The organism is Streptomyces sp. A 4/2 (assembly GCF_940670765.1).
Lineage (GTDB): Bacteria > Actinomycetota > Actinomycetes > Streptomycetales > Streptomycetaceae > Streptomyces.
Genome location: NZ_CALNVW010000036.1, coordinates 1 through 17,328, shown reverse-complemented (window position 1 = coordinate 17,328; position 17,328 = coordinate 1). Strand labels below are relative to the sequence as shown.

Below are 17,328 nucleotides of genomic sequence, written 5' to 3'. Positions count from 1 at the left end.
CCGCCGGTGCTCCACCTCCGCGCCTCTCGGGAGATCCCGCCGTGACCGTCAGCCTTGAGCAGTTGCGCCGTTGCCAGGTAGCCGTCGACCTCGGGGCCGCCCGCACCCGGGTGTTCGTGAAGGGCGCCGGTCTCGTCGTGGACGAGCCGAGCGTCGCCGCCGTGAACGTCCGGAGCGGGGCGCTCATCGCCGTCGGCACCTTCGCCGAGCAGATGACCGGCCGTACCCCCGGCTACATCCGGGTCGTGCGCCCCGTGTCGGGCGGCAGCGTCGTCGACATCGAGATGGCTCAGCGGATGCTCGGCCAGCTCCTCGGCGAGAAGCTCCGACGCAGGCTGCGCCGCACCCCGATGCTGCGCGCCGCCGCATGCACCCCGCACGACTCCGATCCGCTGGCGCAGCGCGCCACGGTGGAGACCCTGGTCGGGCTCGGCGCCCGGCGGGTCGAGCTGGTCGACACCCTGATCGCGGCGGCCGTCGGCTGCGGGCTCCCCGTGGAACAGCCGACCGCCACCATGATCATGGTCTGTGGCGCGGCGACCACCCAGATCGCCGTCCTCTCGCTCGGATCGATCGTCACCGCGGAGCGTGTCCCGGTGGGCGGCGAGGCCATCGACCGGGCCATCGTGCAGCATCTGCGCCAGCACCACGAGTTGCTGCTGCCGAGCCAGTCCGTGCGTCCGCTGCAACTGGCGCTCAGCGGCAACGGCCTGACCACCGAGGGTCCCGCGTCCACCGAGATCCACGGCCGTGACGTGGCCACCGGGCTGGCCCGCTCGGTCCAGGTCGACACCGCTGCCATGCGGGAGGCGATCCACACCCCGCTGACCGCCGTGCTCGACGGCATCGGCCGGGTGCTGCGCGGCTGCCCGCCCGATCTGGTGGCCGACCTGTCGGACCGCGGCATCATGATGGTCGGCGGCAGCGCCCTGCTGCCCGGCCTCGACCAGATGGTGCGCAACGCGACGGGCATGCCGGTCCAGATCGCCGAACGGCCCGACGTCTGCTCGGTCCTCGGGCTGGGCGCGATGCTGGAGGGCAAGATCGCGCCCATGACCCTCGCACCGCTGAGCGGCTGAGCGGCGAGGCCGCGGCGGACGGACCGAAGGCGAGCGGGGGCCGAGATGTCCGGGGGACCGGGATGACCGAGAACGCACGGCTGCCGGTGCTCCTCGAAGCGGTGCTGAGCGTCGGAACCGACCTCGAACTGCACAGCACCCTCCAGCACATCGTGGACTCGGCGGCCGGTCTGACCGGCGCGCGGCAGGGCGCGCTCGGCATCATCGACCCCGAACGCGACCGCCTCACCGACCTGTTCGCGACCGGCGAGGACGGCGACTCGCTGATCGGCCTCCCCGACGGAACCCCCGGGCTGCTCCGGGTCCCCATCCGGGTGCACGACGCGGTCTTCGGCACACTTCATCTGGCGCAGAAGCGCGACGGGGCCTTCGACGAGGACGACCGGGCACTGCTGCGGGTGCTGGCCTCGCAGGCGGGCATCGCCATCGGCAACGCCCGGCTGTACGAGACGGCCAGGCAGCGGGAGCGCTGGATCAAGGGGGCCGCGGCCGTCACCAACGCGCTGCTCACCGGGGAGAGCGCCACCGACGCCCTGACCACCGTCGCCGAGCAGGCCCGCGGTCTCGCCGACGCGGTGGCGGGAGTGGTGCTCCTGCCGACCGAGAGCGGCGGCATGGAGATCGTCGCCGCTTCCACCTTCGAGGACCCGGGCGACCTGATCGGCACGACGATCGAGCCAGGTTCCCCGGTCCTGATCCAACTGCTGGGCGGGGACCCGGTGTTCATCGAGGACTCGTCGACCGATCCCCGGATGACCACCCATGTGCGGGCCCGCTTCGGGCCGAGCATGATGCTGCCGCTGCAGAGCGGCGGGAAGCTGATCGGCACACTCGCGCTGCCACGGCGGCGCAGCGGCCGTCCGTACAACGCGGCGGACCGGACACTGGCCCTCCAGTTCGCCTCGCAGGCGGCACTCGCGCTGGTGCTGGCCGACGCCCAGCACAACCGGGAGCAGCTCGCGGTGTACGAGGACCGCGACCGGATCGCCCGCGACCTCCACGACCTGGTCGTCCAGCGGCTGTTCGCGACCGAGATGATGCTGGAGTCCACCAAACGGCGGGCCGCCGGGACGGAACTCGGCGAACTCGTCGGCCGGGCGGTCGACGAACTCGACTCCACGATCCAGGACGTACGGACCGCGATCTTCGCCCTTCAGCAGCCGCCCGCCGACGCTCCGTCGACGCTGCGCGGCAAGGTGCTGCGGGAGACGGAGGGCGCGGGGGCGCTGCTCGGGTTCGCGCCCTCGGTGCATTTCCTCGGCCCGGTCGACACCCGGATCACCGAGCAGGTGGGCGAGCAACTGCTGGCGGAACTGCGGCAGGCGCTGGCCCGCGCGCACCGGCTGCCGGACGTCACGCACATCGCCGTGGTGGTCGACGCGCGGGAGGAACGGGTCCGGCTGAGCGTCACGCACGACGGGACGCCGGACCACGGGGACGGGGACGGGGACGGGGACGGGAACACGGTGGTGTGGGAGTCCCGGTCGTGAGGTAACGGTCGGCCCGGCTACGGTACGGGCGACCGCGCGTCGTACCGGAGGAAGCCGCGACGGGTCAGGCCCAGCAGCGCGACCGCCAGTACGCAGGCGATGCCGCCGCCGACCACGGCGACCTCCGGGGATGCCAGGTCGCCCGTCGAGCCGGCCAGGAAGTCGCCGAGCCGCGGGCCGCCCGTGACGACCACGATGAAGACGCCCTGGAGCCTGCCGCGCATCTCGTCGGGCGCCGCCACCTGCATCATCGTGTTGCGGAACACCATCGACACGGTGTCCGCGGCCCCGGCCAGCGCGAGGAAGAACAGCCCGAGCCAGAGGTTCCTGGTCAGTCCGAACACCGCGACGGCGAGCCCCCATCCGGCCACCGCCACCACGATCGCCAGACCGTGCCTGCGGACGCCGCCCAGCCAGCCGGAGAAGACCCCGCCGAGCAGGGCGCCCAGCGCGGGGGCCGCCACCAGGAGTCCGGTCGTCCGGGCGTCGCCTCCGTACCAGAGCACGGCCACCGCGGGGAACAGGGCCCGCGGTTGGGCCAGGATCATGGCGCAGAAGTCGGAGAAGAACGTCATCCGGAGGTTGGGCCGGGTCGCCAGGAAGCGCAGACCGTCCAGGACCGACGCCCGTTTCTTGGCCCCGGCGGCCCGTTCGGGAAGCATCGAGGGCAGCCGCCACATCGCGTACAGGGCCGCCACGAAGGAGAGGGCGTCGACCAGGTAGGCCGCCTGGTAGCCCTGGAACCCGACGATGAGACCGCCGAGCATCGGCCCGATCAGCATGCCGAAGGTGCTCGTCATGGAGGAGAGCGCGTTGGCCGCGGGCAGCTGTTCGGCGGGCAGCAGCCGGGGAATCATGGCCGATCTGGCCGGGGCGTTGAGGGCCGCGCAGACGGACTGGAGCGCCACGATGCCGTACAGGAACCAGACATGGTCGAATCCGGCGAACGCGGCCGCCGAGAGCCCGACCGAGAGGACCGCCGAGCCGAGGGCGCTGTAGAGCCCGAGCTTGCGCCGGTCGAGGGTGTCGGCGACGGCCCCGCCGTACAGGCCGAAGGCGACCAGCGGCACCAGTGAGAACAGCCCGACGAGGCCGACGGAGAAGCTGGAGCGGGTGAGGTCGTAGACCTGGAGGGAGATCGCGAGGGCGGTCATGCCCTGGCCGACCCAGGAGATGGTGTTGCCGAACCAGAGCCGCCGGAAATCCGGCGAGGTGCGCAGCGGCGTGAGGTCGGCGAATATGCGCCGCCGTATCGGCAGCTCCTTGGGCGGGCGTATCGGGGTCACACGGGATGCTAACCGGCTTCCCCTTACACCTAGCCAGGGCGGGCCTGCCCCGTTTCGGGTAGCCGGGGCCTGTCCCGTTTCGGGTAGCCGGGGGCAGGCCCAGGAGGTAGCCGGGCCTGCCCCCGGATACTCAGAGCCCGACGAGCGTGACCTCGGTGGCCTTGACGCTGGTCCATACGGATACGCCGTCCGCCAGGCCGAGTTCGACGGCGGCCTGCGGGGTGATCTCGGCTATCAGGTCGGGGGCCAGGTCGGACGTGACGAGGACGCGCAGTCTGCTGCCCGCCGAGGTGATCTCCCGGACGGTACCGGGCCAGACGTTGCGCGGGCTGCCCGCGGGCTTGTCGCGGTGTACGGACACGGCCTCGGGAGTGATGATCGCCAGCGCCCGTGCTCCGTCGGCCAGCCCCTCGGCGACGACGAGCCGGCCGCCGTCGGCCAGCGCGAGACCGCCGTCGGCGGCCGTTCCGGCCCAGGCGTTGCTGCCCAGCATCCGGGCCACCCACGGTGAGCGGGGGTGCCGGGTCACTTCGGCGGGCGACGCGTCCTGCAGGGTGCGGCCTTCGTCGAGTACGAGCACCCGATCGGCCAGCGAGACGGCCTCGACCGGATCGTGCGTGACGATCAGGCACACCCCGCCGAAACTGCCGAGGTGCGCGCGGAGGGTGTGCCGTACCTGGGCGCGGGTGGTCTGGTCGAGCGCGGCGAGCGGTTCGTCGAGCAGCAGCAGACGGGGCCGCGCCGCCAACGCCCTGGCAAGGGCGACCCGTTGGGCCTGTCCACCGGAGAGCTGGGAGGGTTTGCGGGCGGCCAGCTGACCGACACCCAGCCGCTCCAGCCACTGTTGCGCCTCCCGGCGGGCCTCGGCGCGCGGCACCCGGCGGGCCCGCAGCCCGTACGCGGTGTTGGTCAGCGCGCTGAGATGCGGGAAGAGCGCGCCGTCCTGGGGTACCCAGGCGACCCCGCGGCGGTGCGGGGGCAGCGAGGTGACGTCGGTGTCGCCGAGGCGCAGTACGGCACGGGCGCGCGGCGTCAGTCCGAGGAGGGCGCGCAACAGCGTGGTCTTGCCCGCCCCGTTGGGGCCGACGACCGCGATGGTGGTGCCGGGATCCGCGTCCAGGGTCAGCTCGTTGAAGCCGGTGACATCGGCGTGCAGGGGCCAGCGTTCCTGCGGGGCGGTCGGTTCGGGGGCGGCGGGCCGGAGGTTTCCGGCTGCCGCGAAGCCGGCCGGTGGCTGCGTGGCGTCGTCGTCCACCGGGCGTTCGGCGCGCCGGGGGCGCCCCGCGGCCCCGCCGGTCCAGCGCCCGCGCAGCCCGATCAGCACGGCCATCGCGATGACGAGCAGCAGCAGCGATACGGAGGTCGCCGCCTCCGGGGAGTCCTGGAGCAGCAGATAGACCTGGAGGGGCAGCGTCTGCGTGGAGCCGGGGAGGTTCCCGGCGAAGGTGATGGTCGCGCCGAACTCACCGAGCGCCCGCGCCCAGGTCAGCGCGGCACCGGCGGCCAGCCCCGGGGCCACCATGGGCAGGGTCACGGTGAAGAACACCCGTACCGGCGAGGCGCCGAGCGAGGCTGCGGTCTCCTCGTAGCGGGGGCGCAGACCGGCGAGTGTGCCCTCCAGGCTGATGACCAGGAACGGCATGGCGACGAACGTCGCGGCGACCACCGCCCCCGAGGTGTGGAACGGCAGCGTGATCCCGAAGGTGCCCTCCAGCCACGGGCCGAGCAGCCCGCGGCGGCCGAAACCGAGCAGGAGCGCCACCCCCCCGACGGTGGGCGGCAGCACCATCGGCAGCAGGACGAGGGAGCGTACGAGCGTCTTGCCCGGGAACTCGACCCGTGCGAGCAGCCAGGCCAGCGGCACCCCGAACAGCAGCGAGAGTCCCAGCGCCCAGAAGGAGACCAGCAGCGACAGCCGCAGCGCCTGGGTGACTCCCGGGCTGGTCAGATGGGTACCGAGGTCGCTCCAACTGGTCCGGGCCAGGATGCCGATCAGCGGCATCAGCAGGAACGCGATCGCCAGCAGCGCGGGCAGGACCAGGGTCAGGGGGGTGCCGGTGCCGGGTGTGCGGGTGCGGAGACGTCTCATCGGCGGTTCCCTGTGATCGGTGATTCTGTGCCCGGTTCCGGTGTCCGGGCCGGTAGCCGGTTCCGGTGACCCGGACCTGTGCCCGGTCCCCTGCCCGGTTCCGGTGACCGGGACCCCTGCGGCAGGCGGCTCGGGCCGGGCCTCTGGCGGAGGCCCGGCCCGCGACGCGGTGAGCCCGCGACGCGGTGAGCGGTGAGCCGTGTGGGCAGAGCCGTACTACGACTCGCCGTACGGCCGGCTTCGCTACGGCTTCTGGAAGCCCGCGCCCTGAAGGATCTTCTGGGCCTCGGGAGACGAGAGCCAGGCGACGAACTCGGCGGCTGCCGCCGAGTGCTTCGACGTCTTCAAGGCCGCTGCCGGGTAGGAGGCGACGGCGTTCTGCGCGTCCGGGATGTCGACGGTGTCGACCTTGTCGGTCGCGGTGGCGGCGTCCGTCTTGTAGACGAGACCGGCGTCCGCCTCACCGAGCTCGACCTTGCTCAGGACGGCCCGGACGTTCACCTCCTGCGAGACCGGCTTCACCGTGATCTTCTGGGCGTCCAGGATCTGCTTGCTGTACCGGCCCACCGGCACCTCGGGGGCGGCGAGGACGACCTTCAGCTTGGTGTCGGAGAGGTCCTTGAGGTTGGCGATCTTGTCCGGGTTGCCCTTGCCGGTGGCGATGACCAGACGGTTCTTGGCGATCACGGTGGGCGTACCGGCGTCGGACTTCAGGCCGTCCATGGTCTTGGTGTCCGCCGTGACGAGCGCGTCGGCCGGGGCGCCCTGCTTCACCTGAGCGGCGAGTTCCTGCGATCCCGCGAAGGAGAAGTGGACCTTCGTACCCGGGTGTTCCTTCTCGTACGCCTTGCCCGCGGTGGCGAACACATCGGTGAGCGAGGAGGCCGCGAGGACGGTCAGGTCGGTCTTCTTCGTTCCACCGGCGGTGGACGCGGAGCCGCTGTCCTTCTTGCTGTCGTCGTTGCTGCCGCAGGCAGCCGCAAGCGGCAGGACCAGAGCGGCAGTCACTATCGCGGCGGCGGTACGGCGACGGGTGAAGGTGGGAGACATAAGAGTGGGACTCCTTGGGGAACAGGCGACTTGTGCCGCCCGAACGAATGGGGACGAGCCACGCGGGACAAGACCTCCCCCGCTCGGGCCCGTTCGCGGGCTCGGGGAGGCCGACGCCGCTCCACGGGCAGCGGCGGACAGTCCTGACGGTCCGAACAGTGGTACTGGTGGCGCCGATCGGAGTGCCGGGAGCGAGAACGGCGCGGTCGGACTCGGATGCGGTGCGGGCGGAGATGCGATGCGGGCGGAGATGCGATGCGGTCGGAGATCCGATGCGGTGCGGGCGGAGATGCGATGCGGGCGGAGATGCGGTGCGGCCGGACTCAGGTGCGGTCGATGTGCACGCTGGTCGACTTCACGCGGGCGGTGGCCTGCATGCCGACCTCCAGCCCGAGCTCCTCGACGGCCTCCCGGGTGAGCAGGGAGACCAGCCGGTGCGGACCCGCCTGGATCTCGACCTGGGCTGCCACGTCGCCGAGTTTGACGGCGGTGACGATGCCCGGGAAAGCGTTGCGCGCCGAGGTGTAGGACGCTCCGTCCTCACTGGAGGCGTTCTGTGCGACCTCGATGGAGAAGGCGGCCAGATCGCGTCCGTCGATGAGACGGCGACCGACTTCGTCGCGGTGGGTCGCGACCTTGCCGGCATCCGCCCAGCGGCGCGCGGTGTCGGGACTGACTCCGAGCAGACGTGCCGCCTGACCGATTGTGTAGGACTGCATATGCGGCAAGGTAGCCCCAGTCAGCTCGCATTTGCAATTCATAGGGCGAAGCTATATGGCACCTGCCACCCTGCTTGGAGGAAGCCCCTAAAACCTGTCGCGCATCCGGGAGCGCACCAACCAGAACGCGGACGTAGCATCTGAAACCAGACATCCCACTCCGCACGTGAGGCGATCCCCCATGAGCTTGAGCATCCGAAATCAGCTGCCCGGCACCGTTACCGGCGTCACCGAGGGAGGGGTCATGGCGTCCGTCAAGGTCCGCCTCGACGGCGGTCAGGAGATCACCGCCGCGATCACCCTGGAGGCGGTGCGGGAACTGGGCATCACCGAGGGCTCATCGGTGCGCGCCCTGATCAAGTCCACCGAAGTCTCCCTCGCCACCGACCGGTAACGGCACCCCGGCGCCCCACGCCCCCTACGGCGCCGGGAAGGCGCAGGCACCGACCCAGACGCGGGTGATCGCACTGATGTAGCGGGCCCCGCACCGGTCGGACGGCACCACCAGTTGACTGCCCGTCAGGTCGAGGTCCCGCCCGTCCATGGCGGTGGCCAGCAGGATGGGCGAGTCGGCGAAGTCCGCGTCGATCTCCGCCCAGGACAGCACCGTACGGTGACCGTCCCCGCCCGTGACGGCCAGCAGGAACCGCGAGCGGTCCTTGCGCCGCGCCGCATCGAAGGCCGGCCGCGCATCGGCGACGACCTCACGCAGCAGCGGCCCGTCGAAGGTGTGACGCTGCGGCCCGTTCTTCGCGCAGTCGAAGACCACTTCCGCATGGCGCTGCCCCCAGCGCGCCCGCAGATCCGCCACGGTCAACGAGGCCGGCCGGGCCAACTCCCCGTCCAGCCGAAGACAGGCCGCCGGTATGGACGCGGTGCGGGACGGCGTGCCGATTCCACTCATCCGGTTCCCCCTGCGGAGAGTCCATTCGGTGACTGCCCTCACGTCATGCCCGCCCGGCGGCGAACGAACCACATGTGCGGCAAAGAAAGGCCGATTCACCTCGCTTCTACGGGAGAAATCCTGGCTGCTCGCGGCAGGAGCGAGATGTCAGGATGTCGCCGGGCCTCAGCGGCCGAGGCTGTGCGAACGCTCGCCACCACGCCGGGAGGCGGACTTCGGGTCAGTGGTGGAGACACGGCTGGAAGAGTTGACCTCCCCGGATCGCGCCCGCTCCTTGTTGACGGTGCGCGAGGCGATCTCCTCTGCCCGGCGCTCCGGTTCCGGCGCGACACCGGTGGGCCGACCGAGACCGCGCCGGCGGCGGCCAGAACCCAAGATCCGCCCTCGCGCAGGACGGGTGGTCAACGTACGGTGCCCGCCTGCACGACTCGGATCACTCCCTCAAAGCCGGTGAGCACGGGGCTGTTCTGCCGATCCCCGTGTTTTCGCTCGGGGTTGCCGAGGTGACTGCGGGAGCGAACGCAAGCCGTACCCACGCGACTTGTCCGGCGAACGCCGGGTCCGGCGCACCTGACCGGTGGGGGGTACAGCCCTTCTCCCGCATTCCGCCTCCTCGAATCAGCCGATACAATTCCGGCCATCGGAAGGGGGATCCGACTTTTCAGTCGCGCCATCGTGTGGCATGCGCCGTCCTTCCTGCTTCCGTGCCGGGTAACCCGGCGTCGCACGCATCCGCGGATCGACCCGCACAGCGCTGAAGGAACAACGATGTCCCCGTCCCACACCAGTCGCAGAACCGTCCTCGCCTCCCTCGTGGCCTCAGCCGCAGGTGGCCCGCTCCTGACCGGCCTCGCCGCGACTCCGGCTGCCGCCGCCGGCGGTGACCTCTACGCCTCGAACTCGGACCTGTACACGAAGGCGGTCGAGGGCCAGGACTTCGCCCGCCGGTTCAAGCGGCACGAGGCCTTCGACAACGACAAGACCACCACGCCGCTTCCCCGTCTGACCAGCGTGCTGGCCATCCACGGCGGTGGAATCGAGATGGGCACTTCCGAGCTCTGCCTGGGCATAGCGGGCTACCGGCCCGACACCCTCGCCCCCGTCACCGCGGGCGCCCCGGTGCACGACTACTGGATGCTCGAAGGCCTGCGCTCTTCCAACAACGGCGAGCTGCACGTCACCGCGTCACACTGCGACGACCCGGTCGCACGGTCCATGGCCGCGGGCAGCGCCAATGTCCTCAGCCTGCACGGCTGCACCGCGACTCAGGCCGGCGCGCCCACGGGTCAGCCGAAGGCGGTCGTGGTCGGCGGCATCAACACCCGTCTCCGCCAGCTGCTGTCCGCGAAGCTTCGCGGCGCGGGCTTCCAGGTACTCGACAGTGACCCGGAGGACATCAACGGCAACCTGCCGGAGAACATCTGCAACCGCACGCTGACGGGCGAAGGCGGCGGCCAGCTGGAGATCACCACCGAACTCCGTCAGAGTCTCTTCGGCAACTACTCCGGTGCGAGCAACCGTGCGGCCACCACCAACGCGGACTTCTGGAAGTTCACCAATGCCTGCCGTGACGCAATTGCGGCGATGGAGGCCGAACAGCTGGCGCGCAAGAGCCTCTTCGTCTACTGAGAAAAACTGCGGGCCTACGCGCGACCGCCACTTGACGGTCAGCGAGGGCTTCAGGTTGCCGACTGATCGGCGTGATTCGTGCAGCCGGGTTCAACATCGATGCTTGCCTGGGCGACGAGTGGCGGCGGGGGCGGCGCACAGGTACGGATCGAGGCTCTCTTCCTGCGACGAGTTCGCGTTCAACGCCACCTGCAACAGGGGCGGGATACCCTCGCTCGCGGGTGACCTGAACCCGGGCAGCAGCGGGGACGCCTGCGTGCAGACCCTTGCGGGCAAGCAGGGCAGCACCGTTCACCCATTCAACATCGACGGCCACACGCCGACGTGGAAAGAGGTCTGCGGACGGTCCGCGATCCCCAGGAACGACAACAGCGGTTCGACAGCCGGTTTCGGGGACTTCAACGCGAACCAGCGACTGCTGAACCGTGACCCGTACCGGCTGAACACGAACACGGGCTCGGCGCGCTCCGCCGACAGCACGACCGTGAAGTGCACCATGACCACGAAGAACCAGTAGCACCAACCCGCTCACAGGAGGCGCCGCGCCGAGAAGGCGCGGCGCCTCCTGGCCGCTACCGGTTCACACCGGCGAGGGCAGGTGCACCGCGGGCAGCAGCCCCAGCTCGATCTCCCGACGCGGCAGCGACAGCCCGAGATGCTCGCCCACCGCCACGAACAGCCGCTTCGCCAACTCCTCGTCCTGTCCTCAGGGTTCTCGGGGTCCTCGCAGCCGGGGAAGGTGTCCCGCACCGCCCCGGACCGGCGCATGGCCGCGTTCAGCGCGGCAAACGTCCCGAACCGGTCCCCGGGCGGGACCGCGGTCTCCAACAGGCTGTCACCAAGCTCGCCGGAACTCACTTCGCCGGCTGCGTCAACGCAGCACACCCACGGGGACTCGTGCAGGAAGCGGTCCAGGCAGACAAGTTCGTCACCCTGCTCCACCAAGGTGTCCTGGCCCAGCCGGTCGAGGAAGACGAGGTGCCAGGTGGACCGCTCGACCTCCAGGACATACGCCCACTCGCCGTTCCGGCCGAACGTCGCCACGCTGTCACCCGGGCTCACGCTCAGCCTGTCGAAGTCCTTGAACCGTGTCGGCCGTTCGGCCATGCCGCGGTCGGCGCCGAGGCGCACCACGAAGTCCACCGGATCCACGCCACGCACCGCCGTGAGGCTGATGTCCGAGAGCATCCCGTGCTTGACGATCGCACCGCTGTACCAGTGCTCACCGATCCACACCAAGCCGTTGTCCGTCACGGTGACCTACCCCTCTCTTCCGACTTCGCGCACACGTCACTGACCTCGGCTCGGCCGGGTGATCTGCCGTGAAGCCCGGTCCGCCAATGAGGCCGCTACCAGTAACGGACTTAACGCCCGCTGAAGCCCCTTGAGCACAAGGACGGAGTATCCCCCGCGGGCGCGGGGGCAACGGCAAGCTCCTCGGCTCGATCGACAAGGTCTGGGGACCATCCCCGCGGGCGCGGGGGCAACGCGGTGTCTGCGGCGGCGGTGGTGTTCATCGGGGGACCATCCCCGCGGGCGCGGGGGCAACACTTCCTGAGCTGGGACTTTACCCGGCGAAGTGGCCGTTTTCATTTAGTTGCTTTGGGGGGCGAACCGAGAGGACCAGTCCGTCGAAGTCAACGGCTTGCCAGCGGTCACAGCCTGCGGTACGGACGGCGACGGCCCAAAATCGGCGGAGGCTCACAACGATGCACGCTCGCCGCACCGATTCATGGCACCCCAGCAAAGGGAAACCCACGTTTCCGCAGGTCAGAACGTTTCGCCTGACCTGCGGGCGGTGGGGCGGGTGGGACTCGAACCCAAACCGGTGACGGTTCTCACCTGCGACGATGCCGAAGAAACGGATATATAGGCCCGATTCCATCCGGCTACGTTCTCCTTGATCCAGCTCGATCGGGAGCGGTTAGGCGTTCGCCACACCAGTTTCTTTTCGCCCAGCACGACCGCCGCCCCCGAGCAGTATGGGGGCTCGGCACCCACGGCCACGGATCACCTCTGCGCTGCAACGGGATTCGAGCCTCCTTCCTCACCATTACTCGCGGCGGGCGCGATGACCCTGCGTAGCGAAAGATCATCCGGCGGAAGCACCGGGCGGGGTCAGCCGTACGCACCGGTCTGGGCCTCTGCCGTACGCCGGACCAGCACCATGCCGGGGACGACGAAAACTGGACAGAAATAACGTGACCGTGCGCCGGAGTATCCCCGCAGCCGCGGCGCCGACGCTTCCGGGGTCCCCCCACTCTCCGTGCCGAGGTGGCCGCGGGCGCGGGGGCGACGAACGGGTCGAACCGTCCGGCCCGCCGGCCGCGGAGTATTACGTCCAACGGACCTCCGGCGCGCCGGCCTTTCGGCTTGCGAAAGCGGAGCAAGCGGAACAGGGCTCATCCCGAAGGGCGCTGCCCAGACCCGGTTACAACAAGGAGGGGCGCGTCCATAAGAATTATGGACGCGCCCCTGATACCGCGATCCTAAGAGCTCGTAACAGATCACGGTGAGACGCGGTCTACCCTTGTTAGGGTGTCGCCTCTCGGTGTTACTGCTTCTTCGCACTCATCGGCATCTGCCGCCATCGTCTACGCGGCGCTCCTGGATGCAGAATCCTGGCCGTTGTGGTCCGCCTACGCCGACGTCGAGTGGGATGTGCCTGCGGGAGTTGACCGACCGGCGCGCGTGGATGACCTGCGCACCATCCGTTCCTGCACTGGGCGTGTGTGCTGCCGCGAGCGCGTCGTCGAGATGGTTCCCGACCAGCGGTTCAGCTACGAACAGGCCGCAGGACTGTTCACCTCTCATCGAGGGTCTGTGGACCTGGCCCGAGCCCCCCATGGCGGCACCGACATCACCTGGTCAGCGACCTACCGACACACCCTCCCTCTCCTGGACATGCTCAGGAGACGGCGTCTGCAGGTTTGGGTCCACGATCTCGCGTCATACACCAACTCAATCGTGAGCCGTAACTCCTAGAACTGCAGCGCAAGTTCATGATCCGATCTTCTTGAGGCGCCTCCAGCAGATGAGGCTGCAGCCCAACGAGACCAAGGCGTCGTGGAGTTCGATGCGTCGGTCCCATCGGACGGCGAGACGTTTGAACTGGTGGAGCAGGGTGAAGGTCTGCTCGACGACGTAGCGGAGCTTGCCCAGGCCCTTGATGTTCGGGGCGCCCTTGCGGGAGATGACCGGCGGGATCCCTGCGGCGCCGCAGTTCCCGGCGTACGGCCTTCGAGTCGTACGCCTTGTCGCCCAGGACAGACTCGGGGTGCCGTCGCGGTCGGCCGAGCCGGCCAGCGACGGGCGGGATGCCATCGACCAGATTAAGGGTCTGGATGATGTCGTTAACGTTCACCGCAGTGGCGATGACTTTGAGCGGGGTGCCGCGTCCATCGCAGACCAGGTGGTGTTTGCTGCCCGTCTTCCCTCGGTCGACCGGTGTCGGCGCACTCTTTTCCGCGCGGATGTGGGAACCATCCACGCAGGCCCGGGACCAATCGAGTTCGCCGACCGCGTTCAGCTCTGCGAGCAGAACCTGATGCAGCCGGTCGAAGACCCCCGCCTCCTGCCACCGGTCCAGACGGCCGCCAGCACGTCTGACCCGAGCCGAACTCCGACTCCAGCGGTAGTAGTTGCCACGCCATGTCGTTGTAGAGGACGGAACAGGATGTCCTGTAGGCAGAGCCGATCCGGCACCGGTCTCGGCCCCGGCGACCGCTCCGGCCAAGGAGGCAGGAGCGGCTCAATCAGCGCCCACAAGTCGTCGTCCACGATCCACGGCCGATTACTCACACCATCACGAACGACCGAATCTTCACACCGGGCACGGACAACCAGCACGTTTCGCCAAGATCATGTTACGAGCGCAAAGCGTAATCAGCGACTGGTCGAGCGAGACCAGTATTCACGGATCAAAGCCAACTTCTGCTCAAGTGCGGCATCGTACCGTTTGCTAGTGAAGGTGCCGGGGACGGTAAGCGATCTTCCGCTGACCCGAACAACGCGTACGTCCCACCATTCAAAGCTACGTGACTGGTGACGCCGCTTCTCGATCTGCGCTATCTCGACCCAGGGTATCGGCCTCCGGCTCACAAGGGTCCGGAAAACTAGATGGTCAGAAGTAAGGAGCGACCTGCCGTATCCGCGCTTGACCATAGTGGAAAGCGCGATCAACCAGAACACGGCTACACCTCCGATCCACCACCAGGGCACCGTAGGCTCAGATAGTGACATCACCGCCGCTAGACCAGCACATATAAGCGTCAATCCGGCAATTCTCCACCAGATCTTACGCCGTCCGGCAGTGTCGAGAGTGATCCATGCATTGGTCATACTCGTGATGCTACAGAAACGGGCGACTGTTCAGTCTCGACTTTCGTGACGGCCCGTCGGTTTCTTCGATGGGCCGTTCCGCCTGTTGTTCGGGCTGTAGGCGGCCGGGCTTTGGGCCAAGGCCGTGAAGTTACGGGCTGATCGTGGGCGTCAAGATGTTGATGCTGAGGGTGGCCGTGTAGCTGCGTCGGTCGACCTTGAGGCTCTTGTACGCGTACCGGGACAAGGGCCGTTTCACTGCGCGAGGGCTGATGCGGAGGCGGCGGGTGGGCATGAGCTGGTCCAGGACGGCTCGGCCGATCGTTCCGACGAGGTCGATGGCGGTGTCGGCGATGATGCCCGCGGCCTGAACGATCTGATCGCGGGCGCATCGAAGCGCGACGCTGAAACTGCCGCGGTCCGGGTCCGTTCCGGGTGTGGTCTCGGTGGCGTCGGCGATCGCGATCCGCAGGACCTGGTAGGCACTGAGCAGGGCGTAGACCTCCTGGGCGATGCCGGCCCAGGTCTTCGAGCGCAGGACCCGGCGGCCCAGCATGGACTTCTTGATCGCGAAGTAGGCGCTCTCCACTTCCCACCTTTCGTGATACAGGCTGACCAGGTCGGATGCTGGGTAGCGGTGGTGGTCAAGGAGGTTGGTGGCCAGTCGGTAGAGCCCGGTCTGACGGCCCCGGCTGGTGGTGATGGTGATCTCGCACTCGATGATGCGGACCTCGAGGGCGCCGAAGCGGGAGAGGTAGGAGCCGTCGTCGAAGCGGGCCAGGATCGGTGGCTTGCGGGCGGCCGAGAGGCGAGCCAGGAACGCGGCCTCGGTGGCGGCGACCGCAGCCAGGAAACGGATTGCCGGAGAAACCCCGGTCCAGCAGGACGATCATCCCGGCGTGCAGGGAACGCGTCAGCCGCTTGCCGTAGACGGTCTCTCCGCTGGAGCGGGGGTCCGAAGGCGGCGTCCAGGACCGCGCGGGTGCCGCAGGCCACCAGGGTGGTCAGGCAGATCTGCGGGTAGCCGGAGGCTGCGTACTGGTTGGTGCCCTTGCCGAGTCGGGCCCGGTGCAGCGGGCTGTCGGGGACATCGAGGCAGGTGCCGTCGATCGCGACGGTCAGCAGACCTTTGAAACGGGCGCCGGCGGTACGGATCGCCGTGGCCGGCCCGCGCAGCAGGTCGAACAGGGCCTGCATCGGGCGGACACCCAGATGGGTCCGGGCGTCCCAGAGCGCGGGGCCGGTGACCTTCACGACCCGGTATCGCCTCCAGTGCGGCAGTGAGCTTGCGCCAGACGGCCAGGTAGCCGCAGTCCTCGAACAGGGCTGCGGCTAACAGCAGGTAGACCACGACCCGGGCGGGGATCTTCCGCAGCCGTTGCTGGACGGCACCCGTCTCGGTAAGGGCCGCATCGACCATCTCGAACGGGACGATCTGGTAGGTGCCCGGGGGCGAACAGGCCCTTGGTTACCATGATTTCACGCGTGATGACACACTGATCGGACAGCGGAGCCTCCGGTGCTGTGAACGGCTGTCTTGGTCGACTGCCAGTTCTACCGGGGCTCCGCTTCTCACATACGAGAACGCGGCAGATCAGAGCACAATCGCCAACCCACCCGGAGCCGTAACTTCACGGCCTTGGGCTTTGGGCCGCCCGGCTGGCGCGGCGGGGCGGGAGCTGGGTTCGATGGTTCCGGTCGAGGTGGTGCTGTTCGCAGGGGCGGTAAATGCTGGTCAGCTGAGGTTTGGGAGAACTTCGAGCTGCGCAAGAGCGTTGATGATCACGTCGGTCCAGGTTCGGGACCTTTCCCAGATCGAGCGCCCCGAGGCCGACAGGCATCAGTGCCACAGATGCCAGCCAGTTCCCGTCCCTGCGGACAGCACCACCTCGACCGGAACCAGTCGCTCAACGCCCTCCACCATGACCGACGGCCGAGTCATCAACCCTGCCATCAACAGCCGGAACAATCGAAACGGCCCGCCGTGGAAACCGACGGACCGTGACGAAAGATCGAGATTAATGTGCCGTGATCGAAACCCTGGCACCTCTTGCATGGTTCCGCCAGTTGAACTGTTGGAACCATCGCAGGTTATGACTAATTAATAGTCGTCCTCTGTGCGGGAGTGGCCAAGATTCCCTCCCGTCAGAGTTCCGATTCCGGCAAAGGCTACAGAGGCACCATCGGAAACACGTCCGATACCGCGCATACCTCCCTCATACGCTGATTGAAGTACCTCGCGACCGAAACCTCCTGCACTCGGAACGGCACTAAGCGAATCTGCCGATTTTGCGAGAGCAGCCCCGCCCCCAGCCAGCCCGAAGCTTACAGCGCCAATCGCGCAACTTCCCCATTGCTTAGAGAAACACGCGTCAGCTGTGGTGACGGCAGCAAGCGCAAATCCAGCTGCCACTATCCATCCGACTGGCGTGATCATAGCGGCCACGCCAAGCACCACGCCGATCCCTCCCAGGAGCGTGCTGTGCTCCTGCATGAACCCGTGTGCCGCGCTGACTCCCTTCTTCACCCATCCGAAGATGCCGTCCTTCTTGCGGCGTTCAGCTTCGGCTTTTTTCTTGGCCCGAGCGTTGGCCTGCGCCTTCATCATGTTATTGGTCTTAGATTTCCGATGCGCTGTCGCCTTCGAGGTGTTCGAGGAGCAGCTTGCGGATTGGCTGCCGCCGTAGCAGTAGCGGGGCGCGTCGATAGCGGCTGCGAGCTGTTTGGAGCGTGCGCGTCCGGCTTTGCTGTTGTGGTCGGGC

14 protein-coding genes and 3 pseudogenes are annotated in these 17,328 nt (G+C 68.5%); 6 read left to right on the top strand and 11 right to left on the bottom strand.

Annotated features, from left to right (window positions below):
* The first annotated feature begins 41 nt into the window (after nt 1-41).
* Nucleotides 42-1,079 carry a rod shape-determining protein gene (locus tag NBY69_RS26430; RefSeq protein WP_250304079.1) on the top strand — a complete coding sequence of 346 codons (1,038 nt, stop codon included), beginning with the start codon at nt 42-44 and terminating at the stop codon, nt 1,077-1,079.
* Between the two features lie 62 nt (nt 1,080-1,141).
* Nucleotides 1,142-2,569, top strand: coding sequence for a GAF domain-containing protein (locus NBY69_RS26425; RefSeq protein ID WP_250304078.1), 1,428 nt, complete (start codon nt 1,142-1,144; stop codon nt 2,567-2,569).
* 17 nt (nt 2,570-2,586) lie between these two features.
* Here the strand turns inward: NBY69_RS26425 and NBY69_RS26420 are convergent, their stop codons facing one another.
* From NBY69_RS26420 to NBY69_RS26405, 4 genes are all read right to left on the bottom strand, one after another.
* A complete protein-coding gene (locus NBY69_RS26420) occupies nt 2,587-3,855 on the bottom strand; it encodes an MFS transporter (RefSeq protein WP_250304076.1) in 1,269 nt (422 codons plus the stop codon).
* Nucleotides 3,856-3,985: 130 nt separating this feature from the next.
* Nucleotides 3,986-5,944, bottom strand: a complete 1,959-nt coding sequence (locus NBY69_RS26415; protein WP_250304074.1) for an ABC transporter permease — start codon at nt 5,942-5,944, stop codon at nt 3,986-3,988.
* A 243-nt stretch (nt 5,945-6,187) separates the two neighbouring features.
* A complete protein-coding gene (modA, locus tag NBY69_RS26410) occupies nt 6,188-6,994 on the bottom strand; it encodes a molybdate ABC transporter substrate-binding protein (protein ID WP_250304071.1) in 807 nt (268 codons plus the stop codon).
* 323 nt (nt 6,995-7,317) lie between these two features.
* Nucleotides 7,318-7,713 carry a molybdopterin-binding protein gene (locus NBY69_RS26405; protein WP_250304069.1) on the bottom strand — a complete coding sequence of 132 codons (396 nt, stop codon included), beginning with the start codon at nt 7,711-7,713 and terminating at the stop codon, nt 7,318-7,320.
* Nucleotides 7,714-7,894: 181 nt separating this feature from the next.
* Between NBY69_RS26405 and NBY69_RS26400 the strand changes: the two are divergent.
* Nucleotides 7,895-8,098, top strand: a pseudogene (locus NBY69_RS26400) (molybdopterin-binding protein); the annotation flags it as partial.
* Between the two features lie 33 nt (nt 8,099-8,131).
* On the opposite strand, the gene NBY69_RS26395 reads toward NBY69_RS26400, so the two are convergent.
* Both NBY69_RS26395 and NBY69_RS26390 read right to left on the bottom strand, forming a co-directional pair.
* Nucleotides 8,132-8,617 carry a molybdopterin-dependent oxidoreductase gene (locus NBY69_RS26395; RefSeq protein WP_250304068.1) on the bottom strand — a complete coding sequence of 162 codons (486 nt, stop codon included), beginning with the start codon at nt 8,615-8,617 and terminating at the stop codon, nt 8,132-8,134.
* A 180-nt stretch (nt 8,618-8,797) separates the two neighbouring features.
* Nucleotides 8,798-8,932: pseudogene (locus NBY69_RS26390) on the bottom strand (plasmid stabilization protein); the annotation flags it as partial.
* A 453-nt stretch (nt 8,933-9,385) separates the two neighbouring features.
* Here NBY69_RS26390 and NBY69_RS26385 point away from each other — a divergent pair.
* Together NBY69_RS26385 and NBY69_RS26380 are read left to right on the top strand one after the other, a co-directional pair.
* Nucleotides 9,386-10,246, top strand: a complete 861-nt coding sequence (locus tag NBY69_RS26385) for a poly-gamma-glutamate hydrolase family protein (protein ID WP_250304065.1) — start codon at nt 9,386-9,388, stop codon at nt 10,244-10,246.
* Nucleotides 10,247-10,349: 103 nt separating this feature from the next.
* Complete coding sequence (locus NBY69_RS26380; RefSeq protein ID WP_250304064.1) at nt 10,350-10,763, top strand: hypothetical protein; 414 nt, start codon at nt 10,350-10,352, stop codon at nt 10,761-10,763.
* An 11-nt stretch (nt 10,764-10,774) separates the two neighbouring features.
* On the opposite strand, the gene NBY69_RS26375 is transcribed toward NBY69_RS26380, so the two are convergent.
* Nucleotides 10,775-11,500, bottom strand: coding sequence for a hypothetical protein (locus tag NBY69_RS26375; RefSeq protein WP_250304062.1), 726 nt, complete (start codon nt 11,498-11,500; stop codon nt 10,775-10,777).
* Nucleotides 11,501-12,784: 1,284 nt separating this feature from the next.
* Between NBY69_RS26375 and NBY69_RS26370 the strand changes: the two genes are divergently transcribed.
* Nucleotides 12,785-13,231, top strand: coding sequence for an SRPBCC family protein (locus NBY69_RS26370; protein WP_250304060.1), 447 nt, complete (start codon nt 12,785-12,787; stop codon nt 13,229-13,231).
* A 15-nt stretch (nt 13,232-13,246) separates the two neighbouring features.
* Here the strand turns inward: NBY69_RS26370 and NBY69_RS26365 are convergent.
* From NBY69_RS26365 to NBY69_RS26350, 4 genes and pseudogenes are all read right to left on the bottom strand, one after another.
* A pseudogene (locus tag NBY69_RS26365) lies at nt 13,247-14,029 on the bottom strand (IS5 family transposase).
* 688 nt (nt 14,030-14,717) lie between these two features.
* Nucleotides 14,718-15,176: a hypothetical protein gene (locus NBY69_RS26360; RefSeq protein WP_326695635.1), complete on the bottom strand. Its 459-nt coding sequence runs from the start codon at nt 15,174-15,176 to the stop codon at nt 14,718-14,720.
* Nucleotides 15,177-15,479: 303 nt separating this feature from the next.
* On the bottom strand, nt 15,480-15,986 hold the full coding sequence (locus NBY69_RS26355; protein ID WP_250304058.1) for a transposase domain-containing protein: 507 nt from the start codon (nt 15,984-15,986) through the stop codon (nt 15,480-15,482).
* 681 nt (nt 15,987-16,667) lie between these two features.
* A partial coding sequence (locus NBY69_RS26350) for a hypothetical protein (RefSeq protein WP_250304057.1) occupies nt 16,668-17,328 on the bottom strand: 661 nt, incomplete at its 5' end.